The organism is Thalassotalea sediminis (genome assembly GCF_030295915.1).
GTDB lineage: Bacteria > Pseudomonadota > Gammaproteobacteria > Enterobacterales > Alteromonadaceae > Thalassotalea_C > Thalassotalea_C sediminis.
The window spans coordinates 2,864,975-2,887,834 of record NZ_AP027361.1; the positions used below are offsets into that span (position 1 = coordinate 2,864,975).

Consider the following 22,860-nt stretch of genomic DNA (forward strand, 5'->3'; position numbering starts at 1 on the left):
TGGTTTACCTAATAATTTATTCAAAAGTAGCATATAAAACTAACATCATTGACATATAATTACGCTGACGGAGATAAAGTTTTATATTGGGGCACATTGCTTTTAGTAAAATTGCTAGACGATAAAAATCTTCTTTGACATGCATTTTTACAGCTATATTCGGTCGAAATGTATTTAATGTATGCTCAGCTCCTCTTAGAGCTTCATATTCAGCGCCATTAATATCCATCTTTATTAAGCTTATTTTATCAATATCACATTCATCAATAATATTGTCGAGCGTATCTACACTAATATTTTCCGTCCCTTGACCTTCAACAGTGATTTTATTATCAATATTTTCTTCCGTAATACTAAAAGACAATGTTGTTGACTCGCTCCATGCCCCCTTATTTATAAGAACTACATTTATTAGCCCCAATTCTTTTACGGTTTGCGTGAGTTTTTTAAAGTTTTCATCAAAAGGCTCTAATGAAATAATTTTATCAAACTGACTATTACAGATACTGGTAAAGTCTCTTATACTGTCTCCATCAAATCCACCAACATCCAACAATACTTCATGATCAGAAATATCAAATAAGTCTTGAGCAAAATAAAGATGTTCATTTTTTACCACGGGTAATAAGAATGAAAGATCCCCAGAGATCTTAGTATTAATGGCTGCAATAAAGGTTTGTTTAGAAAAATCATCTTCAAAAAGATTATATGCTTCTTGAAATTGTGTAATGTTATTTTCAACAAATTCCTTATTCATAAACTCATTTGGCATATTTAAGAAATCAGGAACATCAATAACATAAGAATGGTTAACACCAAATGCTTTTAATTTCTCCTGTGCCGCTAAGTAATTTGTAATGCCAATAACAACTGAACAGCTTGCTAGTTTTTCAACGTTTTCTTCAATAGTTTGAACTTCTAAACCCAAGTAGTGCTTAACAACTAAATACTTTGCATCTACAACAAACTTTGATACTTCAATTCCTTTTAATCTTAGATAATTAAACAGCACATATGCATAAACACCTGTTCCATAAATAACAACAGGGTTATCAGCCAATAATAAATTCTCAATTGGGCGTGTAAAATTAACATCCAGAGATGTAATAAGATCTTTAAATTTCATATAAGCTATATCTTGTTTATTGGTAGAGGTCTATTTTTCATCGGCCGATATTCCGCCTTAGAGTTAACATAAAGAATAACCTCTTTACCCTCTTTTTGAATGTAAATTTTTTCATTAATTCGCTGGAAAGGTAATGAACCTTCAATACTCATCTCAGAAACAGACATATCATTTATGTATATTTTTTGCTCATTAAAGCATAACAATGCACCAAAATACTGCCTCTGAGATAATATTTTACGCTGCATAACTTCGATAGAATCTGAAGTTAAGTCAATAGTAAAGTCATATTCTTTTATCCATGGATAATAATCTCCTCCAGAAAGTGTAGTTCCCGCTAGTGCCCCCAATAAATGAAGATAAAGAGATTCAACGATATCAGGCATAAATGCTTCCATCTTGCCCTTAACTACAACACTGTCTTCTCCTTGCTCAATATCCACAGAGAACGAATCAATATATAAACCAGAATCTATTTTTTCATTTAACTGATGGAGTGATATTTTAGTTTCTTCAAAGCCTAACAAAATAGGCCATACGTCGGGATTAGGTCCTCTATTTAACCTCAAACAACCTCGATGTACATTGAAAAAGCGATACTTTCTCACAATATCTTCAGGAACCAGCATATCTAACTGATAAATGAAAAAAGGGGTATCAATATCAAATTGATTTATTAAAACCCTGAAATCTTCGTGCCAATCAAATAATTTAATGCTCAAGCCAATTTCCTGAGCCGCATTATTAAGACCTTCAGTTAAACGGTTACGTAAACAGAGAACGTTTAAAATATTAAACCTGTTTGATGCCTTCAAAGCACAAAGCCCTAATTCTGACGAACCAATGAAAACAATATCCATTTTCTTCATTTTACGACTTTACAATATAAGCATTTGGCATCCATGAATTTACAAGTGTTTTTACAGAAACATTAGGTAGTAATTCATGCAATGCATTACTTTCACCAGGAGCAAACTCATGCGAATATTGATCAAAGATCATTATTCCGCCAGGTATAAGTCTTTCGTAAAAGAATGGAATACTAGCTTTCATAACATCGTATGTACCAGCGTCCATCATCACTAACTTAAATCGTAAATGCTGGTTTTCATCAAAAAATTCATTCAAATCTTTTTTTAAATCAAGTTTATGAATTTTTAATATATTGCTAAATCCTTGCTTATTCACAAGCTCTAAAATATCTTCATATTCTGTTTTATAACCGCCGTTTTCTATTAAGGCTGAATCTTTTTCATTTAATTGCATGCCCTCAAACCAATCGAAACCATGGCATAATGTTAACGATTCAGATTCAAAAATTTTTATTAATTTTGCAAAAAGTAAGGATGATGCTCCTTTATAAACTCCCACATCAGCGATGTGTCCAGCCAAACCAAGTGTTTGTTTATACAACTCATATATCGTAATCATACGATGTAATGACATATGGCCAACGTAAGCTGTAAAGTCCTGTAAACATTCATCTAAAGGAACATTTTTCTTCTTTAAAAAATCGACATAATCGTAGTAATCTTTCCTTCTGTGATCAAACTTAACACTTTCTAATGCCCCAAAAGAATGTCCTTGTTTTTCAGCCATTGTGACTCCCAATTAACATAAACAGATGATGTTGATGAACTGTCTATACAAGGCTATAACAGTTCAGTAGTTTTTTTATTTCAGGCAACCCATTAAACATTAAGACATCTAAAATAGATAAATACGGCGTAAACTTTTTACCATATTGCTTGTACTCTATCGGTAAAACATTTAAAAATTTCAGCTCAATACCTCTACGAACAAACTCGTTTTGTTCGTACAAAGCTTTCCCTCCTGGGGGGTTAACATACATAGTTGCCTGTTCTTTTATGCAAATATCTAAAATGCGTTCTTGTCCCTTCAAGCCATTATTTAAATAATGGCTTGAACTTTGAATAATTTCAGTGTCAATTGATAAAAACGCTATTAACCTTAAATTTGCATTTAGTATAAAATCAGGTAGCGAATTTGTTTGAAAATTGAAAATACTTTCAAAAATTGGATAAACAGAGTCAAAATTAGGTGCCTTACTATATGATAATCTTATAGTTTTTAAAGTTTTACTTCGCCAATCACTGCAATTATTAATCTCAATATTTTTGATTAACTTGTTCTGACTAGCCTTAACTAGTGGAATAGTAAATAGGTGTTCTTGCCCATTAACAAGCATGTTATTCCTATTAATCCACCCTCTATTAATAAAGTTAACATCATCGTAAAAAACAAATTTATCAACTAAATTCAGTAACTGAAAATACCCAATATATGGTAAAAAATAAGGCTGCATTATCGCTAATTTCATATTTAAAATACCAACATTAATCAGCAAGAAGTTTCACAATTACATCATTTAGACGTTCATCTGCATCTAAATTATTAATTTCGAATTTTACACCTTGTGATAACTTACCTTCAATAGCTTGAACATATGAACTCATCGTTGACGGCGCATTGACATAGTTAACCGCACGCTCGACCAATTCAGTTTCATTTTTACAAAAGCCCTCTAAAATACCTAATGTATTCCAAATTTGATAGTCGGTATACCCTGCCATATCGCTTTTATCAATGATAAATAGCTTTGGAATTCTCAGCTTAAGGCAATCTATATTACTGTTACTACCACCAAATGGAATCGTTGGAATTGCAAACTGACATTTTGCTAAGGTATTCATATAATCATTATAACTCTGTGCCATATGTAAAGATGAATTAGGCAAATAACGTCTTAATATTGATTGTGCAGCAAAATAATCTAAATCTTGTTTAGGATTATTCATGAAAAAGTGGAATTCTACTTCCTTTGCACTACCATCAGAGATTCTTTGACAAATATCCAATAAGGCAGAGGTAACTTTCTGTATAACCCCATTTACCGCAACATGAGTCTTACCTTCGGCGTCAACCTTGCATTCCGACTCAATTGTATATGCTCTGGAAGACATCCCAGTTAAGACACCTTCAAATGGCGCTATTTTTTCATTTAGAAAAAACTGAATAGCTGCGCGATCAATACCAGCCAAATCCATATAATGCACAAAATCTATATTTTCAAAGTAGCTGGAAGATGGGTGGCCTAAACACATACTTTGGATTGGTGCTAGTCGCTGTGTAGCCAATAAAGGTACAAAATTACTCATACCAATAGATGGGTATAGCAAGACATCAGGCTTATAAGAGAGTATGTCTGATATTATTTTTTCAAATTCATAAATGTTATCATAAAGTAAAAATTCATCAGCATCCTTTTGACCTAATTTATCAACCTTACCTTTTTCACCTACACCTATTACTGTAAAACTCTTCTGTAAGCCTTTAATTAGGGTTTCATAACAACGATACATAGCGTGTCCATCACGGTAATGTTCGTGAATTACGACAATAGTTGGTTTTTCTTTAGATGGCTTATTTTTAACATCGTTTGCAATAGTTTGCTTTATTTTACTCGATAAATATTTATCCATGAATGCAGTATAATTTCTTACCGCCCACTTTTTAAATTCGTTCTTACCTTCACCTGTTAAATTACTGACATGAAAATAACCAGAACTCATCAGTTCAAGATTCTGTGGATTTTTATAACTTAATGTCGGTAGGTCCTTTGCTATTCGAGTTAATCGATTAAGGTTTTCAAATGAAGTTGGTGATAAATTTAGTACAGCTGATGAAATTAGCCCAATATATGCTCTAGCAATATCGGCAGGTAAATGAGGAATGAGTTGTACCCAAGGCAACTCAAAAGTACTATCTGGCATATACAACACTAATAGTTTTTTCACTTCAGCTAGCGAAAATTGGTTTTTCTTATCTAAGCCCAAATTTCTGACAATATGATCTGTGTTTTGATAGCTACTTGCCGAAAATAAAAACGACATAAACTTTTTATTAACCAAAAACTCATGAAATAACGCCTCGCCTGCTTTATAATTAGGGTCGCTTAACATTTTAGTCAAAAGAGTCGCGAGTTTTTCGATAATTTGATAGCTTTCAAGGTCTTTTTGAGCAACAGATAGATTACGACCTTTAGGGCGTAAATCAAATTCCATCTTTTCTGCTGCTTGATTTCTCATCATTGCTACCAGTGCTTGCTCTGCCTTTTTATAATTCCCGTTAAGTATTGGTGTTTCAATATCTGAAATTGAAACAGAGGTAATTTGTTTCCCTTGCGTAGATTTCTCGGTCATAATGCCCCCAGCATTTAAAAAATTTTAGTTATAGTGATAGCTTTTTAATAATATTAGATTAATGGCATCCACCAAGATGTATTATTAAGGTACCAGTCTATCGTTTGTTCTAATCCTTGCTTAAAGCTTGTATTTACTTGAAACCCTAGCTCTTTTTTAATTTTACTATTATCAATTGCATAGCGAACATCATGGCCAGGTCTATCTTCTACATAAGAGATTAATGCTTCGCTACAGCTTAGCTTTGCCTTTAGGGCACATGGAAAAAGTTGCTGGTATTGTTCAGAACCAGATATTTTATCATTCATGATTTGGCAAATAAGTTTAACAATATCTATATTCTGCCATTCATTTTCGCCACCGATATTATAAGTTTCAGCTATTTTACCGTGTTGTAAAATAGCTTCTATCCCACGACAGTGGTCAACAACATGCAGCCAATCTCTAACTTGTTGTCCATCACCGTACACAGGTAAGGGACGATCATGCAAAATATTTGTGATCACTAAAGGGATCAACTTTTCAGGGTAATGATACGGCCCATAGTTATTTGAGCAATTCGATGTTGTAACATTTAAGCCATACGTATGATGGTATGCACGAACTAAATGATCTGACGCGGCTTTAGAAGCCGAGTAAGGAGAGTTAGGTTGATACTGGTGTTTTTCAGTAAACGCTGGTTCTAAGCTTGTGAGAGAACCGTATACCTCATCTGTAGATACATGGTGAAACCGATATTCATTCTCTTTATTATCGCCTGCTAACCAAACATTTTTCGCTGCCTCTAAGAGTTGAAAGGTACCAACAATGTTTGTCTGGATAAAATCAGTAGCTCCATTGATTGAACGATCAACATGAGATTCGGCGGCAAAATTAACAATAGTACAAACATCGTAAGTTTGCATTACAGACTCGACATTTGCTCTATCAGCAATATCCCCTTTAACAAAATACACTTTACCTTCATCAATAAGATCATTAATACTGGTAAGATTGCCTGCATAAGTTAATACATCGTATATAATTAACGTATCTTGAGGATATTTATTGTGCCAATAATGCACAAAATTGGCTCCAATAAAGCCAGCACCGCCAGTGATAAGAATGCTTTTATTACGTTCGTTACTCATACAACTATATCATTTAAGCTCTTCTAATAGGTTTAATAAATATTCCCCATAGCCACTTTTCTTTAGTGGTTGAGCAATATTTCTAAGCTCCTCAGCCGTTATCCAGCCATTACGAAAAGCTACTTCTTCAGGGCAGTTTATTTTTAAGCCCTGTCGGTTATCTACTGTCGCTATAAATTGCGCAGCAACTAATAAATCTTGATGTGTCCCAGTGTCCAACCAAGCTATTCCTCTTCCCATAATTTCAACAGTTAATTGCTGTTCCGAAAGATACTGTAGCAATACATCTGTAATTTCCATCTCACCGCGTTTACTAGGTTTAACATTTTTGGCAAATTGAATAGCTTGGCTGTCAAAAAAGTAAATCCCTGGAATAGCATAATGAGACTTTGGCTGAACTGGCTTTTCTTCAATTGAGGTAACTCTACCTGATTGATCAAAGTCTACAACCCCGTATTGACTAGGATTAGCAACGTGATAACCGAAAACTGTACAGCCACTTTCTTTCTTTACCGCATTTTGCAGTGAACTTGGAAGTGTTTGACCATAGAATAAATTATCACCTAAAATCATCGCAAATGAATCATTAGCAACAAACTTTTCGGCAACTATAAGTGCATGTGCTAGCCCTCTAGGCTTATCTTGAATACAATACTGCAATTCAATACCCCATAACTTACCATCACCCAACAGGTCTCTAAATTTTTGAGAGTCCTCTTCAGTTGTGATAATCAAAATATCTTTAATGCCTGCCTGCATAAGCGTAGCTATCGGATAATATATCATTGGTTTGTCGTATACAGGCATTAATTGCTTACTAACCACCTGCGTTAACGGATAAAGCCTCATGCCAGTTCCACCCGCTAATACTATACCTTTCATCGCCTTGACTCCTTGACGTTTTCCGTCTGACAATCATATCCAAGACTTTCGACGCACGATGTAATTTTTCCCCAATAGGGTTCAAATAACGCTTTATAGTTTACCCATTTGTTCATAGATGATTGATAAATCGGTTGATTTGTTTGCCCTCTTGATGCACTTGTTACATATTTATTCTTGGCGTGCTCAGAAAAATTAGAGAAAGTATCATCTACATTTAATTTAATCGCACTGAATAGCTTGCGACACTCTTGTTCAAAGTTATTAACCAACGCTTCGTAACTCAAACGATATATAGGCAACTTTAACTCTTTTTCATACATAGCTATTAACTTATGTACCTCAATATAGGTATCAATAATTGACCTTATTTCGATTAACTTGATATTTTCACTCGAGGCAACAAAGTCCTTTTGAAAACAACTTAAACACACATCCAGTGGATGGCGTTGCATAAAGATCAAATTAGCTTCAGGAAAAATAAGATTGATAAAAGGTAGATCACACGAATAATGCGGGCTTTTTTCGACTATCATTTGGTATTTTGCATAATCGAAACCTAATTTTGCCACCGTTTCAAAATAAACACCGCGTAAATAGTTTATTTCATCTTTAGTTAGGCGAAACATATCCTGCGGATAACGTTTATTTAGTTCGTCCTTAAATGCACTAATAACAGTTTGAAACACGCCTGTTTCACTAAAAACCAATACATTTTCTTGTGTGTCGATAATATTGTCGATGAGCGTAGTACCTGATCTTGGAAAGCCAGCAATAAAAGTAATATTGGTAAATACATTATATTCATCAACTTCAACTTCATTAGCAAAGCCTTTAGCGAGCGATTTATAAACTTGATAATTTGAAGGTTTAACTTTTTTATGTCTAACTTCTTTAGCTTTTTTAGTAGCTGCTTGCTGATAATAAATTTGTGCATTTGAGAACTGTTTCAGTTGGTGGTAACTATCTGCGACCATATAATCGAGCGTGGGATTATTTGCTTGCTCCAAGACATGATTATCAAGCATGCCAATAACTTTGTCATACTCTTGAGATTCAAAGGCTACTTTCGCCTTAAAACCAAGGGTGCTACCAGGATTAATTCTTTCATATTTCTCAATAAGTACTGAAAGCTCTGCATACATTTTAAAATCAAAATAATATGTGGCAACTTTGCCAAACTGTGCAGCATCAAGCAAATGAGCATAAGGCTGTATTTCATTTAAGCGCTGTTTAACTAACTCCATATTTTGCTGTAATACGGCACTCCGAATACGCATTACATGAGTACCAATATAAAATTTCTCCCAATGTAGCAATTTAAGCGAAACTCTTTCAAAAGCGATAACATTTAATGTTGTTAAATATAGAAACGCCAAATTATATACAGCACTGCCATTACTAATTCCACCATCAATCAAAACGCTTTGTTCAATAGATGAAATTGCGGCAGAGTATTTGCCCTGTTTCTTATAGCAAATTCCGATAAACAAATGTAGCTGACAGCGTTGTTTATCATCTAAATTTTTCTTAAGCAACATTTCTGCTTCAAATATCGCTAATGGATATTCCTTTAAGGTATTTAATAGCTCAATTTTTAGAAAGGTTGCTTCGAGAGACAATTTTCGCTCTTTCTTTAATTCTTTTAGCGCCTTCTGATATTGCCCTGCTACGGCTAATTCTCGCGCCTTTTTAATTTTATTAACAGATTTCACAAGTAATATTACTACGGTCGTTCAATTTAGGATTAATATAAGTCAGGTATTATTCGCGCTAAACAGCGCCTTATTCAGGAAATACAATAGATTGTAATACACGCTGATATTCTTTTGATACATGTTCCGTAATAGATATGTCTCCAGAGACGAGAACATTATAAAGAATATCTTTTTTATCATTAAACACGTTTAGGACATAAAAAGTCTGCTGCCCCATTTTTGCATGGGCTGTAATCGTATATTCATTGTGTGCTAAGTTGCCTTTATAGAACTTATTGTTAGGATCAGTAGATAAGGTTACTTCTTTATAGCCTTTCTTAGATAGTTCTGAAAAGTTTGTAGCAATTATATTTTCCCATTGTTTTTCTATCGGTGCGTAAGTACTACCAACTAACATTTGACAACTTATATTTGTCGCTATCCTAGCATTATTACTTTTGGAATATGCTAAATAAGATTTAGTTACCATACTAATGTTATCTGTAATTGGGTACACATTTTTTTTGATCGTTGGAATAGATTTGAAATCAACTTGAACACCACACTCTACTGCTTGAGTATTAAAAGAAAATAACGATATAAAAATAACTGATGCAATAAGTTTGTAAGACATTTACCGCTCCAAATAAAAAATAGTGAAAAGAATTATATCTTCAATGGCAAAAAAAAGGTAAAAAAAAACCCGGGTAAACCGGGTTTTAATTCAATAAGATTAACTTATTAAAGTTTACTTACCGTCAACTTTAGCTTGAGAGTTAGAAACCTCAGTACGGCCACCTTCATTTTCGATAGTTGCATAAGCTGAAACGTCTTGTGCGTAACCATCAATGTTGAAAGTAATGCTTAACTTAGTTGCTTCAGTAAGACCAAACGCAGACGCTAAAGTGCCTTGCTTGAACTTCATTACTGTAGTGCCTGGTACGTCACCTAAGTCAACTGATGGATATTCGTTACCATCTTCATCAATTGCTGTAGCTAGAACATTTGCAGCATTTGCACTTTCGTTAGCGATGTAAACGCTTGATGAAGTGTTATCAAACAATACAGGCATGTAAGGAACATTGATAACAGTTGCATCTAATTCCCATGAACCACCAGCAACAGTAACTTTTGTAGACTCTGTACCATCAGTGAAGTCAGCTTCAACCATGATAGCACCAGTCTCAGGAATTACTGAACTAATTGCATTCGAATCAAAACGAACATAACCAGCTACAGAAGTACCCGCATTAGCACCTTCACTAGCAAAATCAGCATTAGCGATTTGGAACGTAACTTCGTCTTCGTCACCATTTACCGCTGGTGCTAAAGCTACTGGAGTTGTACCAAAGTTAGCATCAGCAAAGTCATTTGCTGCTAAATCAGTGAAATTACCCATAATAGTAACGTCAGCATCAACGTTAGCTAAAGCAGCAGCTAAAGACTCATCGTTACCAATTTTGAATTTCAATGTATCACTTTCAGTGTTTGTACCATCATATAGACGAGCGAAGTCTACTTGGTCAACACGTTCAATTTTACCGTCCCATTCTTGAGAAACAGTGAAATCAAATTGAGTTACTAATTCAGCAATTTGAGCACAACCTGATTCAATTGGGTTTTCGCTAGCATCAACAGATGAATAACATACAGTTGAGTTACCATCTAAAACAATACCATTTGCTATATTATCAAAAGTTAAACGGAACGCAGAACTTGCCGTTAACGGGTTACCCAAGTTAACGTCAAAAGAGATAGTATGAGCATCTGTATCAGTTGTTGTGTCTACTTGAAACTTGTCAAACGTAAACGAACCAGTACCGTAGTTAAACTCAGCACCATTTGTTACTGTACCAACACCAGAACCAACTACGTTGTTAACAGCACTTGTTGTAACAGCTAATTCAAGGTTTGATAAATCAACAGATGAATCAAATGTTAGTGTAATTGTTGAAGCAGCTGGTGTTAGTTTGTCTACTACAAAATCCAACACTAATGGAGCTTCCACACCATCTGAAGTTACAGCAACATTACCTGCAGCAACACCTTCCTGAGATATTTTAAGCTTATCGCTAGAAACAGTTACCGCATGTGCACTAAATGCACTTACAACAGCTGACGCGACTAACGCTTTCTTAAATAAATTCATTATTTTCTTTCTCCTAGTTTCATGAAACCAGCACAACGATAATGATTCAATGTGCCAATATTTTTCTCGTTTTGGCTAGGCGCCTAGCCAAACCAAAGCAAATTTAATGATAAAGCTCACCTGATGTCAAGTAAATAGGTTTTTATTTTTATATATTTGTTGATTTTACAACCAATTAATACATCAACAAAGCCATTTACTCGTGTAGCAAGCGTTATCTTGAACATTTTAAGTACATATATAACTCTTACAAGTAATAACAAACGTTTATTTTAACATTTTAGAAAATGTTATCTTGTTTAGAGCAAATCAAACATATTACTATTTAAAATTATGAAAGATTCTACTATAAATACTACGGTTAAAGCTAACCTTATTTTTTTAAATTTTCAAGTATTTAAAACCTAATTTAACGTTAAAATTTTAAATTTTCTAATCCTTTAGCAAAGCTTTCTTTAATTGTAGCCCAATCCGACTGTTGACTTATTATTTTTGGCGTTACCAATACAACGAGTTCAGTTTTATCAGTGTCCTCGTTATCACTTCTAAATAAGTGGCCTAATACTGGTATTGACCCCAAAACCGGTACTGACGTTGCTCCTCTATTTATTGAGTGACTAATCAAACCGCCAAGCATAACCGTTTGACCATCTCCGGCGACAACTTCTGTACTAATTGCACGTTCGAAAACAGCAGGCGTTTCCAAGGAATTGGAACCCGATGATATTGAAGAGTTACTCTGTGATATTGTCATTATAACTGTGCCTTGAGCATTTACTGTAGGAGTAACACTCAATACTAAACCAGTTTTTCTGTATTGAATTGATGTTGTTTGACGATCTCCACCAATTGGGTCAGTTGTTGTACTGCCAACTGTTGGTATGTCATCACCAACACTTATCGTGGCTGCAACGCCATCTCTTACGACTAATGTAGGACGTGATAGGACATTTATTAAGCCATCTGTTTGACTTAAGTTAAAAGAGAACTCCCCAGGTAACCCTACTATCGAATATTTAAAACCCGACTTACTGCTGAATGAAAAATCTTCAGTCTTGTCGCCAGATGCTCCGTTTTTCAATGCAAACTCTACACCTTTAGCAAACACTCCTGTTAACTTTACTTCAGCAATTACGACTTCCATCATCACCTGCTTTGGTAATACATCCAATTGTCTAATTATTGGTTGTAACTCTTGATAATGTTTGCCAGAAGAATAAAAAATTAACGCATTGGCTCTTTCATCAACGACTAAGTTTATATTGTCGCCCTTAATAGAAAGGCTTTTATTCTGATTTTTACCTGATTGTGTGGTATTAGGTAATACATTTTGCCCATTGCTAGTGTCAAAACTTCCTGGGTTATCTGCTGACATACTACTTTGAGCTTTTAGCAACGGCATTAAAGACATGCCAAGATCAGAGGCTCGTGCAAATTTGGGATGGTATATATAGTAACTTTGCTCACTACCTGTTGCAGGCTTATCAATAATTGAACTCCAGTGCTGTACACGAGAAAGAATTCTTTCGCTTGTAGCAAAGACTACGACTTTTCCGAGATGCTCTAACGGAATAAAACTTACGCTAGCTGCATTTTTAGCACTAGAAAAATTAGTAGAAATACCATCTTGAGCCAATAATTCTGAAACTTTTGTAATAAAAGTCGATGAATCTATATAGGAAAAGCTTAATAAAGCTGCTGGTTTATTATAGAGCATTGGGCTGTCTAACATTTCAAGTAAAGACAAAGTTCTTAAAACCTGCTCGCGTTTACCTTCTATTATTACAGCGCCATCATCCGCATCTAAGGTAATTCTTGCGTCGACTAAATTCGCTAATGTATTCCTTAGCCCTCTAGACACTTTATAATGCAAAGGAACCAACTGCGTAATTACTCCAGAAACGGTAGGCACATCACTTGCAGTTCTACCAAATCCAAATGCTTTATCTGATTTCGCTCCACTTTTAGGAATTGGAACGACGTAAAACACATCATCATTTAATGTAATAGTGGCGTTATTTTGCTGTAAGATATTTTGAACTAACTGAAAAAGTCGTCGAGCTGTTACTTCTTCTTTAAGCTCCATTGTAACTGGTGTAGAGTTACTTTTAATTGAGGGTTCAATTAAATATGACACACTTAATAAATCACTTAGAACATAATGTAAAAATTCATTCAACGGTAACGAATTCAGCGTAACTTTATAAGTTTTTTCTACATTAAAATATTTTGTTAAGTCTACTTCTAAAACATTATTAACGTTTCCTACTGAAGGTGAAGATAACCTAATAAAAGAACCTAGTTCATCTCTTTCTTTTGCGGCCTCCAATGAGCTTATATGTGCTTCACTAGTTCCTTTTTTATTTTCTAAAAAGGAACCTTCTAATGTTACTTTATTCGTGGAAATAGCTGCCTCTGGCTTTACCATTGACGTACAACTACTTGTAGAACCTACTATTAAAACTAAAGCAAGCAAATGCGTACTTTTTCCAAGACTATTTATCTTCATTTTTACTTCGCTCAAAAATTTTGTGCATTGTAGTTCGGTCATTATGCGTTAAAAATACTTTGTCAGATTCGATTCGCTTTAATTTAATATTTTCAACAATTTGTTCACCTTCACTAATTTTTAATATTTCTTTGTTTTTAGACTGCAATAAAATAAACGGAGTTTCTTCATTAAAAAAGATCCCTAACAATAAGAATTTTATCCCATTGATTGTAAGTAATTGGTTATTATCCAACTCATTATCATTCTCATTTTTGACACTATTTGCTAATGCTTTCGCTTCATCAGCATCTTCTTGTATTTTTATCCACTGTTTTTCTAAACCTATTAGCTCTTTATTAGGATACTCAGGTTGGAGGAAAATAACACTTTCTATAGCAAAACCGTCTGTTCTCCCGCTTTCAAGCTGGTTACTGTCCAAGCTTGATATCATAAAAACGAGGGTAAGTAACATCAATAGAACAAATATGTGTTTCATTTAGATGCCTCAGTTGACGTATTAAACACAAATAACTGTAATACTATAGATACCTTATCACGCACTGCTCCAGTAATCCGCCTTGCTCTGAAGTTAAAGTCGCCAATTCTAATTAGCGGCTTGGAGGATTCAATTGCACGGGTCACTTTGACGACACATACAGGAGCACCTTCAATTCTAGTTTCTAACTCCCACATACTTGTTTCTTTTGTTAACTTTTTTTCATTTTTCCATGCAAGAAGTTCAATTTCGCATTGTGAGTTAGTAATGATTTTTTCAACTTTTTGCTGCACGTATATTTTAAACTCAGACTCATCTTTGTAATTAAACATATATTGAGTTACTTTTGCATTTTCTTCTCTAACTACATTTAATTGCTTATCTAAATCTTCACCTTTGTCAACAAGGTTTTCTGACTTTAAGAGTTGTCTTTGCTGCATCGAAATATCTTGCTGAAACACTTCCATGCGCTCCCAAAGCGGTAATGTAACATAATTAGCAACGATTAGAACAAGCAAAATTATGCAGTAATGTTGGTACTTTATTAAAATTTGCTTCATTCTGTACCTCTATAGTTCAATGATATTGTAAATAAGTCATCACCACGACTTTTTCTCACTGCTCCTACAAATGAAGCCTGTGATACAGAACCCAAATTATTTAACGCATTCAAAACTCTTGATGCTTTTTCTGCTCTGCCTCTCAACTCAATACCACTAGAAGTTCTAAAATAGCCAGAAATTTCCATGCCATTCTCGATAGCGACTGAAAATATATCCCACATAGGCGTAACTAAACTAAAACGAGAAAACTCCTCGTTTAAAATAACAAGCCTATTTTGCAAAGCATCAAGCTGTTGTTTGTTAGATATAAGTGTTCTAGCTTCCTGCGACAAGCTTTGATTTTGTTTTTGAATATTGCCCTGCTTCAAATAATAATAACCATTAGCGAATAACAAAAAACAAGTTGCTGTTAAGACAGGAATAACATAAAGAGAGTGTAATAACTTTGTATTAAGGAATTCTAAAAGATTGATGGATACAATATTTTTATATTGATGCATCGGAAGTAATTCCAACCTTTCTAATAAGTAATTTGCGTACTTCTCTTGCTCTACAGTTTGGTGCGGGGTATTTAATGGAACACCAATACTAGCCTTAAATGCAGCAATATCACTTAACATACCTTTTTGATATGCACTTTGAACTTTGCTATCAGAGTACGCCCAAAACAGGTTTCCTGCGGGGGTATTCAGATTTAATATTTTCCTTTCTTGCTTATTAACATTTGTTTTTAATAATTCACCTTCAGGAATTAATAATGTTTTCTTATTTAATTGGTTTTCTAATGACTTATTGAAGTTGATCGTTTTAACATCAAACCCATCTTGCTCTTTATTCTCCCTGATCAACTGAATTGGTTTAATGCTAGCAACAGCCTGCCGCTGTATTTTTAATAGACTATTTAATTCTTTCCTACTTATAGCAGAATAAGTTTTCACACTCTCTACGTAATGTTGTCTAGCAACAATCATTATAAAACGCGGATTAGTTAAGGTCGAAAAACCGTCAGTTTTCAGTTCATAGCATTTGTCAGCAATATACCCGACATACCTACTCAACAATTGACGAATTTTTTTATTTTTGGTCAAAAACTTTAAATTCAAACTTTGTTCCATACGATATTTTTAACCGTTATTGGCTTGTATACATCAAGCGGATTTATTTCTACAACGAAAGCTTTAGTTACTTGTCTTCCATCTTCATAAGCTCGTAATTCTACTCTAAACTTATTACCAGTAGCAAAGACAATATTTTCATCACCTTCTATACCCGTAAGTTTGAAAAATTCGAGAAAAGTAAGTTCATTTATGTCGCGCAGTCTTATTATTGCGTCAGCTTTGTCGTCATTATTCAAAAATGCCCGTAGAAGCTTTTCTGGAGCCAGCATGGGATTAAAACCTCGTACATAAGAAAGAGAGAAGTACTTTGACCAAACGCTCTGGTCAAAGTACTCTCCATTACGAATAAGTTCTAGCTCATGCATCGATTGAATTGGCCCATTTCTTGGCCCTATCTTTCCAACTTGCTGATAGAAGTGTCTTTCTGCACCATTTAACCTGTTTAAATCATCCTCATCAATCCAATCTTTGAGTGAATCTATGAACTCTCTAATTGCACCTTCTTTATACCCCAACGAAATGAGTAATCTGTTAGTTAGCGTTTTATCTAACATATTAATGCTCAGCAACCCATTCATTCCCTGTATACGAGCTTCAACGTTATCATTAATGTGAAAACTTTTATTATGAAAGTTCCATTTTGATGTTAATGGGTTTTTAGTTTCTTTCCTAATTGCTTTCTCAGATAGTAAGGCGATAAATAACTCAGATTGTGCATTTTCAATTTGTAATTCCAGCTCACTGGCAACTTGAACATCAACCGTCAATTTAACTTGTTGTCTGATGCTTTGCGTAATGAAAAGAGCCAACGTTGTGATAATCATAGTGATAATCAGAACTTGGACTAATGCAATGCCTTTAGTGTTATTCAATCAAATATCCTCATTTATCGCTTTAACTAAATAACTAGATGCATCAAAGATAAAAAAAACAAGCTGCTCTGAAGTACTATCTTTAAAGTCAACATTTACTTTTACATTGATTGGAAATATACGATTTTCATCTAAAATATGTTGATTATACCAAGATATTTTTTTTGAATTATCACGTGTTTCCAATTCTCGAGTGCTATTGACAAATTGTTGATAATCTCTAAAAGAGAGCCAACCAAAATAAGAAAATTGTAGGGTCGATATATTGTCTAATAAGACAACTTCATGCTCCCAAACAATAGGTTCATTTATACTTTTGAAAACAGTATTTTTTAAGGACTTTTCTCTGTAAACAAGTAATTTATCGTCACCCTTTTCAACTAATGCAAATTCAACAATTGATTTTTCTTGGCTATATATACCTGCCTGAGTAATAAAACTAGTAGAGCTAGAATTTCCTATAAAATATAGACTTAACTGGTCGTCAGCATTTCTTATCACATAAGGGCTAATTCCTTCAAATACCCTGCTGATAGAAATTAAATGCATACCAGCTTGTGATTTTTTCCAATAATGATTCACTTGCTTTTTCCAATTATCTGAATAGATACTATATGCATAATAACCAGAATATAGAACTAGCATTAACAGACTCGATGCAATCATTAACTCGATAAGAGTAAAGCCTGATTGCCTTTTAGTTTTATTTACCATGTGACAACTTTTAATTCATAATTTCTATTAAAACTTTGCTGTGCCGCTGTTACTTGCACATTAAAAAAACCAAATTTAGCAGGCCAATTAATTTCACTGTAATCATCATAGGGCGGAGCTAAAAAAAGCTCTCTAGTAGCATTCCACTTATAGGAAACTTTTAGTATTTCAAAGCTACCTGAAAAACTAGTTGAACGTTTGTCTTCAGCCATCGCCCTTAAGTCAAAATTTATTCGCTTATTAGCTAATGACATAGATTGAAAAAAATTTACACGTTGAATTGATTTTTTTGAGGCTATAGAGGATGAACTGTAAATCTCTGCAACAAGTGAAATTGAAGAAAAAAGTATTATTGCGGCGATTAATACTTCAATTAATGTAAACCCCTCTATGCTAACTCTTCTCTTTATCATACTTTTTATAAATACCTTTAATAGTGAAAAATGATATTTTATCGTCACTAATGATAGAAAAAGTTTGAGGCGTTACAACTGCTGAAGTATTTATATGAAAACTATTTGGCACAAAAGTTAACTCTTCAAATGAAATAATTTCAGAATTATCCAGTTGAATAATTTCAAAAATATTTTCTCTCAATTCAACTCTAATAGTGTTGCCATTATAAAAAGCTTTGTAGCCGAGTTGTTTAAAAAGCTGGCGTACCTTTTCAATTTCTACCTGTTTTTTATGTTGAGATACTGATTTCGTTAATAACGCACCTGTTAGCCCCATAATTACTGACATAATAGCCATTACGACAACTAGTTCAATTAAAGAAAAACCTTTAAATTTTCTAAAATGGGACATCATTAATTGAAACCATACTCATGAGCATTGAAATTACGATCCCACCAACGAACCCTCCCATAAAAATAAGCATAATAGGTTCAAGCATAGTTGTTAACCGATTGATTACAGCTTCCAGGTCTTGTCGGCTTCTTTTTGCAACTTCATTAAATACTGTAGAAAGCCTACCAGTTTCCTCACCCACTTGGATTATCGATAGAAAAAATTCGGGAAAAATTCTCGTTTTTGACAAAATCTGACTTAATTGCTTCCCTGTTTTCAATTGCTTTAATGCTTGTTTAGCATCTCTTCTCAGTTCCTCTTGCTTTAAAGTATTTGCCGTCAACTCTAATGTAGTATCTAACTGAAGCCCCGCCGATAGCATCATAGCCATTGATTGAGAAAACCGAATACGTTCTGCTGTTAATATAATTTTTCCAATGCCCGGCATATGAGAACACTTAACATAAAACCAACTTTTAACTTGAGGGCGTTTCAAACCATAAAATAGTATTATTATTGAAGCCAACACTCCTCCAACAATAAAAAGTTCATAATTCACAAAAAAATTACTTGTATTTACAATAACTTGCGTATACCAAGGCGCCAACGAAAGATCGGTAAAAATGGAGGCCATTTTGGGCACAATAAAGGTTAGTACAAAATAAATAGCTAGAACACACACACATAAAATAACAGAAGGATAAGTCAGTGCAGTTGTTATCTTTGATTTAAGGTCTTTTTGGAATTTAAGATCATCTGCAAGCTGCTGCAAAACCTCGGGTAAATTCCCAGAGGTTTCGCCTATTTTCAATAAGCTAATGTAAAGGGTTCCAAATAATGCTTCATGCTCATTAAATGCTTGACTCAAAGACATACCTTTTTTTAAAGACATCGAAATTTGAGATAACAACCTATTTAATGCAGGACTAACATTAGACTTTCTAATAATATCAATGCCTTTGTCAACCCTGACACCACTTTCTAATAATAAAGCCAATTCATTAGTAAAAAACTCTAAGTGATCTAATGTAACTTTCTGTTCAAACAACGTACTAAAAAGTGTTACCTGAGAAATAGATTTTAGCTCAATAGGAGCTAAATCTAGTGCATCCAATTTTTGTTGCGCAGCACTTTTACTAGACGCTGAAATAACTCCTTGATGCCTTTCTCCATTTGACGCAATTGCCTTATATTCAAAATCAATCACCCTGCTACCCTTAATACTTCGTCAATGGTTGTAACACCGCAGATAACTTTATAAAAGCCATCTTCTAGCAGGTTTCTGCGTTTTAAACTGTAGTTGTATGAATTCGCCTGTTGAATAAAGTCACTACCCTTATTAAAAGACTTTATCTTGTCATCACATTGTAAATATTCATTAATTGCAACACGTCCTTTATAGCCACTATGGTTACAATATTCACACCCCACGGCTTCTAATAGACGTATTTCATTGGTATTACTATTTTCTGCGACTTCTTGGAGTGGATAGTTCTGTAAAATTTCATCTCTATTAGGGTTTTCTATTGCACAATTAGTACATAATTTTCTTGCCAGTCGCTGCGCCACCACTGAAATTAAAGCTGCATTCAGCAAAAACTCTTCAACGCCTAACTCAATCAATCGAGTATAAGCACTTGCGGCACTATTTGTATGAACAGTACTAAATACTAGATGTCCTGTTAAAGCTGATTGCAACGCTATTTTAGCCGTTTCTGCATCACGAATCTCACCCACCATGATAATATCGGGATCTTGTCGTACAATTGAACGAAGACCTGCGGCAAAATCAAAACCAATTTCAGGTTTCACCTGAACCTGATTAACACCTTCTAGCTGGTATTCAACAGGATCTTCTAAGGTAATTATTTTAACGTCTTCGTTATTTAGTTCATTCAGAAAAGTGTACAACGTTGTTGTTTTACCTGAACCTGTAGGACCTGTTAATAATATAACACCAGCAGTTTTCTTTAAATCTTTCAGAATAAGTGACTGAGTATCCTTTGATAACCCTAAAACAGAAAGATCATAGGTAATAGAGTCTTTAACTAAAAAACGAAGAACAACACTTTCGCCTTCATTTAGTGGCAACGCAGAAACTCGAATATCAAGGTCTTGATTTGCAATTCTCATCGATATTTTCCCATCTTGTGGGCGCCTCTTTTCCGCAATATCCATACCAGATAAAATTTTGAGTCTGGTTATAATCGGTAGCTGCATTTTCAAAGATAAAGATTCTACTTCATGTAACATCCCATCAATTCTGTATCGAACACGAAATCGATTCTTATAGGGCTCAAGATGCATATCTGAGGCCCCTCTTGCTAAAGCCTTTGTTATTAAAGAGTTGAGAAGATTTACGGTAGGGGCTTCTGAGGCAAGCTCTCTTAATTTTTCTTCTTCATCACCAGTAAGTTCAACATCTTCAGATAATGTTTCAGTTTTACTTTGAATTTCGAAAAAGAAGGTTTGGAGTTGTGGCTCTGTTGCAATAAATATTTTTGTTTCAACAGCATGCTCTTGCATGTACTGAATTAGTTTAAAATCTAACGGATCTTTGCAAGCTAATACCCACTTTTCCCCCTCACAAGAAACCAACAGACAATTTAAAACCTTTAATTCCTTGAGAATATTAAAGTCAACATCAGGTAACTGCCAATTGGAAAATTTTTCTGGGTCAAATAGCTCGTACCCAAGTACTTTACTATACAAAGGTGCTAAATCATCTTCAGTTAAGCACCCCATATTCACAAGAATATTTTCAAGCCTACCATCATACCTATTTTGAAATGATTTTGCTTTTTCAAGATCCTCAAAACTAACAGAGAATTGCTCCATTAATGGCTTGGTGAATTCAATCATTGATGAATAACATCCTCATTTTCACCTTCACCACCAACTTTTCCATCCAAGCCATAACTCATTAATAAATAAGGTCTTCCGTCCTCACCTGGTACTTCATATATATATGACTTCCCCCAAGGATCCAAAGGCACTTTTTTAGGTAGATAAGGTCCATCCCAATTAGGATTAGAACTACTTCTCAGCTCTTCTAAATCAGACGGAACAACTCCCATATCAAGGCGGTAAGTGTCTATTGCCGTTTCAAACATTTGCATTTGAGCAATAGCAGTTTTCTTTTTAGAAGAACTTACTTTTGAGAATAATTTTGGAGCAACTAAAGAACCTAATAAGCCTAAAATAATCAATACGATCATAAGCTCCATCAAGCTAAAACCTTTAAATTTATTTTTCATAAATACTACATTTTAAATTCGTAAAACCTTATCACTATGATAACGCGCACGATGATTATTAAGCAATGAAAAGTTATTTCTGAATAGTAACTATTTTATTAATCTAATGAACTGCCATACATGCTGTAAACAATAGGCATAAATACAAAATACAGCTAAGAAAGCCATTAGCATAATATGCTCTGGTACTTGGTATACTTCACCAAATATGCCTATTGAAGCCAAAGCAATTGCACCTGCGCTAATTGCCCATAACGCTTGTCGAGAAGACAAACCAAGACGCATGCAAATATGGTGTAAATGGCCATTGTCCGCTCTAAAAGGAGAAACACCTTTACGAATGCGGCGGATCATAATTGCAAACATATCCATCAAAGGTACCGCAATAATCCAGAGCGCTGTTACAGGTCGAAAATAGGCTTCGGAGTATACTGTGTCTTGAGTACTTAGCGCCAATAGCCAGATAACAGTTAGCCCTAAAAACATACTACCAGCATCACCCATGAAGATTTTCTTGCCTCGAGGGTTTCTCGTACTCACGTTATAAAATAAATAAGGAATTGTCGCGACAATTAAAATTAGTAGTAAAAGTAAGTTATGCGTTGATTCTGATAATACGGCCAACACAGCAATTGCCATCAAAGAAATAATACTAATTGAACCAGCCAGGCCATCAATACCATCAACCATATTGAATGCGTTAATTGCAGTAATACAAGCAAGTAACGTAAATATCATGCCATAGTTACCAATGTTAATATTTCCCCAAGCAAATAAATTACCGAGTTCTGAAATATTGAGGTTTGCACCAAACACCATAATACAAGCAACTAAGCCTTGAAAAATCATTCTTGGAGCGACTTTTAAATCATAAATGTCATCCATAGTGCCTATGAATACTAATAGTGCAGAAGAAATAAAATACAAATTTAATAATTGGCTTTGTTCAATAAATAATGTTGAGGCAATTAAAACGCCTGTAAATATCGAAATACCACCGATTAAAGGTATTGCACCATGGTGAATTTTTCGTTCATTAGGAAGATCAACAAGACCAATATGCGGAGCCAAAGGAAGAAGGACTTTAATTGTAAAAATAGAAACTGAAAATGCAACAACTAAAGCAAGTGCAATTTGAAGCATGAAGGCACCAATAAAATATGATAAAAAAAATCGCGCTTATTATAGTGCTAAATTGCCCATTTAGCCATATAAAATTTGGGTAAATGCACTAACAAGTCACAAAACGCTAACGTTTAACGTACTAATATTACACAACTTACACAACGAATTAACAAATAGGTACTTCTACTCGTACGTATTCAACCATTATGTTTACTAACCGTTGAGTTT

22 protein-coding genes are annotated in these 22,860 nt (G+C 34.3%); all 22 read right to left on the reverse strand.

Annotated features, from left to right (window positions below):
• Positions 1-16: 16 nt before the first annotated feature.
• Positions 17-1,126 carry an FkbM family methyltransferase gene (locus QUE09_RS13160; RefSeq protein WP_286233232.1) on the reverse strand — a complete coding sequence of 370 codons (1,110 nt, stop codon included), beginning with the start codon at positions 1,124-1,126 and terminating at the stop codon, positions 17-19.
• Between the two features lie 5 nt (positions 1,127-1,131).
• Entirely contained in the window at positions 1,132-1,995 is an 864-nt protein-coding gene (locus tag QUE09_RS13165; RefSeq protein ID WP_286233233.1) for a hypothetical protein, read from the reverse strand.
• A gap of 1 nt (position 1,996) precedes the next feature.
• Complete coding sequence (locus tag QUE09_RS13170) at positions 1,997-2,725, reverse strand: class I SAM-dependent methyltransferase (protein WP_286233234.1); 729 nt, start codon at positions 2,723-2,725, stop codon at positions 1,997-1,999.
• 43 nt (positions 2,726-2,768) lie between these two features.
• Positions 2,769-3,467 carry a WbqC family protein gene (locus QUE09_RS13175; protein WP_286233235.1) on the reverse strand — a complete coding sequence of 233 codons (699 nt, stop codon included), beginning with the start codon at positions 3,465-3,467 and terminating at the stop codon, positions 2,769-2,771.
• Positions 3,468-3,483: 16 nt separating this feature from the next.
• Positions 3,484-5,349 (reverse strand): hypothetical protein, encoded by a 1,866-nt coding sequence (locus tag QUE09_RS13180; RefSeq protein ID WP_286233236.1) that lies wholly within the window; start codon positions 5,347-5,349, stop codon positions 3,484-3,486.
• 53 nt (positions 5,350-5,402) lie between these two features.
• Positions 5,403-6,479 (reverse strand): dTDP-glucose 4,6-dehydratase, encoded by a 1,077-nt coding sequence (gene rfbB / locus QUE09_RS13185; RefSeq protein ID WP_286233237.1) that lies wholly within the window; start codon positions 6,477-6,479, stop codon positions 5,403-5,405.
• Positions 6,480-6,488: 9 nt separating this feature from the next.
• A complete protein-coding gene (gene rfbA / locus QUE09_RS13190; protein ID WP_286233238.1) occupies positions 6,489-7,361 on the reverse strand; it encodes a glucose-1-phosphate thymidylyltransferase RfbA in 873 nt (290 codons plus the stop codon).
• Positions 7,358-9,076 carry a tetratricopeptide repeat-containing sulfotransferase family protein gene (locus QUE09_RS13195; protein WP_286233239.1) on the reverse strand — a complete coding sequence of 573 codons (1,719 nt, stop codon included), beginning with the start codon at positions 9,074-9,076 and terminating at the stop codon, positions 7,358-7,360. The genes rfbA and QUE09_RS13195 overlap by 4 nt, the downstream gene beginning before the upstream one ends.
• 70 nt (positions 9,077-9,146) lie before the next feature.
• Entirely contained in the window at positions 9,147-9,692 is a 546-nt protein-coding gene (locus QUE09_RS13200; RefSeq protein WP_286233240.1) for a hypothetical protein, read from the reverse strand.
• A gap of 114 nt (positions 9,693-9,806) precedes the next feature.
• Positions 9,807-11,207 (reverse strand): hypothetical protein, encoded by a 1,401-nt coding sequence (locus QUE09_RS13205; RefSeq protein WP_286233241.1) that lies wholly within the window; start codon positions 11,205-11,207, stop codon positions 9,807-9,809.
• A 415-nt stretch (positions 11,208-11,622) separates the two neighbouring features.
• The gene (locus QUE09_RS13210; protein WP_286233242.1) at positions 11,623-13,716 is read right to left on the reverse strand and encodes a secretin GspD/PilQ domain-containing protein; all 2,094 of its coding nucleotides are present in this window, start codon (positions 13,714-13,716) and stop codon (positions 11,623-11,625) included.
• A complete protein-coding gene (locus QUE09_RS13215) occupies positions 13,703-14,194 on the reverse strand; it encodes a hypothetical protein (RefSeq protein ID WP_286233243.1) in 492 nt (163 codons plus the stop codon). Before QUE09_RS13215 ends, QUE09_RS13210 begins: the two co-directional genes overlap by 14 nt.
• Positions 14,191-14,754, reverse strand: coding sequence for a hypothetical protein (locus QUE09_RS13220; RefSeq protein ID WP_286233244.1), 564 nt, complete (start codon positions 14,752-14,754; stop codon positions 14,191-14,193). The genes QUE09_RS13215 and QUE09_RS13220 overlap by 4 nt, the downstream gene beginning before the upstream one ends.
• Complete coding sequence (locus QUE09_RS13225) at positions 14,751-15,860, reverse strand: hypothetical protein (RefSeq protein WP_286233245.1); 1,110 nt, start codon at positions 15,858-15,860, stop codon at positions 14,751-14,753. The genes QUE09_RS13220 and QUE09_RS13225 overlap by 4 nt, the downstream gene beginning before the upstream one ends.
• Positions 15,857-16,747 carry a type II secretion system minor pseudopilin gene (locus tag QUE09_RS13230; RefSeq protein WP_286233246.1) on the reverse strand — a complete coding sequence of 297 codons (891 nt, stop codon included), beginning with the start codon at positions 16,745-16,747 and terminating at the stop codon, positions 15,857-15,859. The genes QUE09_RS13225 and QUE09_RS13230 overlap by 4 nt, the downstream gene beginning before the upstream one ends.
• Positions 16,748-17,461, reverse strand: a complete 714-nt coding sequence (locus QUE09_RS13235) for a PulJ/GspJ family protein (protein ID WP_286233247.1) — start codon at positions 17,459-17,461, stop codon at positions 16,748-16,750. It abuts the gene before it with no gap.
• On the reverse strand, positions 17,455-17,874 hold the full coding sequence (locus QUE09_RS13240) for a PulJ/GspJ family protein (protein ID WP_286233248.1): 420 nt from the start codon (positions 17,872-17,874) through the stop codon (positions 17,455-17,457). Before QUE09_RS13240 ends, QUE09_RS13235 begins: the two co-directional genes overlap by 7 nt.
• Positions 17,855-18,271, reverse strand: coding sequence for a type II secretion system protein (locus QUE09_RS13245; RefSeq protein ID WP_350226380.1), 417 nt, complete (start codon positions 18,269-18,271; stop codon positions 17,855-17,857). The genes QUE09_RS13240 and QUE09_RS13245 overlap by 20 nt, the downstream gene beginning before the upstream one ends.
• Complete coding sequence (locus QUE09_RS13250) at positions 18,255-19,457, reverse strand: type II secretion system F family protein (RefSeq protein WP_286233249.1); 1,203 nt, start codon at positions 19,455-19,457, stop codon at positions 18,255-18,257. The genes QUE09_RS13245 and QUE09_RS13250 overlap by 17 nt, the downstream gene beginning before the upstream one ends.
• On the reverse strand, positions 19,454-21,112 hold the full coding sequence (locus tag QUE09_RS13255; RefSeq protein WP_286233250.1) for a GspE/PulE family protein: 1,659 nt from the start codon (positions 21,110-21,112) through the stop codon (positions 19,454-19,456). The genes QUE09_RS13250 and QUE09_RS13255 overlap by 4 nt, the downstream gene beginning before the upstream one ends.
• Positions 21,109-21,507 carry a type II secretion system major pseudopilin GspG gene (gene gspG / locus QUE09_RS13260; RefSeq protein WP_286233251.1) on the reverse strand — a complete coding sequence of 133 codons (399 nt, stop codon included), beginning with the start codon at positions 21,505-21,507 and terminating at the stop codon, positions 21,109-21,111. The genes QUE09_RS13255 and gspG overlap by 4 nt, the downstream gene beginning before the upstream one ends.
• A 90-nt stretch (positions 21,508-21,597) precedes the next feature.
• A complete protein-coding gene (gene wecA / locus QUE09_RS13265; RefSeq protein WP_286233252.1) occupies positions 21,598-22,650 on the reverse strand; it encodes a UDP-N-acetylglucosamine--undecaprenyl-phosphate N-acetylglucosaminephosphotransferase in 1,053 nt (350 codons plus the stop codon).
• Positions 22,651-22,860: the final 210 nt, after the last annotated feature.

Excerpts from the sequence above, each read along its gene's own strand:
- QUE09_RS13240 (WP_286233248.1), bottom strand. The coding sequence starts at position 17,874 with ATGATAAAGAGAAGAGTTAGCATAGAGGGGTTTACATTAATTGAAGTA.
- QUE09_RS13210 (WP_286233242.1), bottom strand. The coding sequence starts at position 13,716 with ATGAAGATAAATAGTCTTGGAAAAAGTACGCATTTGCTTGCTTTAGTT.
- rfbB (WP_286233237.1), bottom strand. The coding sequence starts at position 6,479 with ATGAGTAACGAACGTAATAAAAGCATTCTTATCACTGGCGGTGCTGGC.
- QUE09_RS13215 (WP_286233243.1), bottom strand. The coding sequence starts at position 14,194 with ATGAAACACATATTTGTTCTATTGATGTTACTTACCCTCGTTTTTATG.
- QUE09_RS13160 (WP_286233232.1), bottom strand. The coding sequence starts at position 1,126 with ATGAAATTTAAAGATCTTATTACATCTCTGGATGTTAATTTTACACGC.
- QUE09_RS13205 (WP_286233241.1), bottom strand. The coding sequence starts at position 11,207 with ATGAATTTATTTAAGAAAGCGTTAGTCGCGTCAGCTGTTGTAAGTGCA.
- QUE09_RS13245 (WP_350226380.1), bottom strand. The coding sequence starts at position 18,271 with ATGATGTCCCATTTTAGAAAATTTAAAGGTTTTTCTTTAATTGAACTA.
- wecA (WP_286233252.1), bottom strand. The coding sequence starts at position 22,650 with ATGCTTCAAATTGCACTTGCTTTAGTTGTTGCATTTTCAGTTTCTATT.
- QUE09_RS13235 (WP_286233247.1), bottom strand. The coding sequence starts at position 17,461 with ATGGTAAATAAAACTAAAAGGCAATCAGGCTTTACTCTTATCGAGTTA.
- QUE09_RS13255 (WP_286233250.1), bottom strand. The coding sequence starts at position 21,112 with ATGATTGAATTCACCAAGCCATTAATGGAGCAATTCTCTGTTAGTTTT.
- QUE09_RS13175 (WP_286233235.1), bottom strand. The coding sequence starts at position 3,467 with ATGAAATTAGCGATAATGCAGCCTTATTTTTTACCATATATTGGGTAT.
- QUE09_RS13200 (WP_286233240.1), bottom strand. The coding sequence starts at position 9,692 with ATGTCTTACAAACTTATTGCATCAGTTATTTTTATATCGTTATTTTCT.
- QUE09_RS13180 (WP_286233236.1), bottom strand. The coding sequence starts at position 5,349 with ATGACCGAGAAATCTACGCAAGGGAAACAAATTACCTCTGTTTCAATT.
- rfbA (WP_286233238.1), bottom strand. The coding sequence starts at position 7,361 with ATGAAAGGTATAGTATTAGCGGGTGGAACTGGCATGAGGCTTTATCCG.
- gspG (WP_286233251.1), bottom strand. The coding sequence starts at position 21,507 with ATGAAAAATAAATTTAAAGGTTTTAGCTTGATGGAGCTTATGATCGTA.
- QUE09_RS13170 (WP_286233234.1), bottom strand. The coding sequence starts at position 2,725 with ATGGCTGAAAAACAAGGACATTCTTTTGGGGCATTAGAAAGTGTTAAG.
- QUE09_RS13220 (WP_286233244.1), bottom strand. The coding sequence starts at position 14,754 with ATGAAGCAAATTTTAATAAAGTACCAACATTACTGCATAATTTTGCTT.
- QUE09_RS13165 (WP_286233233.1), bottom strand. The coding sequence starts at position 1,995 with ATGAAGAAAATGGATATTGTTTTCATTGGTTCGTCAGAATTAGGGCTT.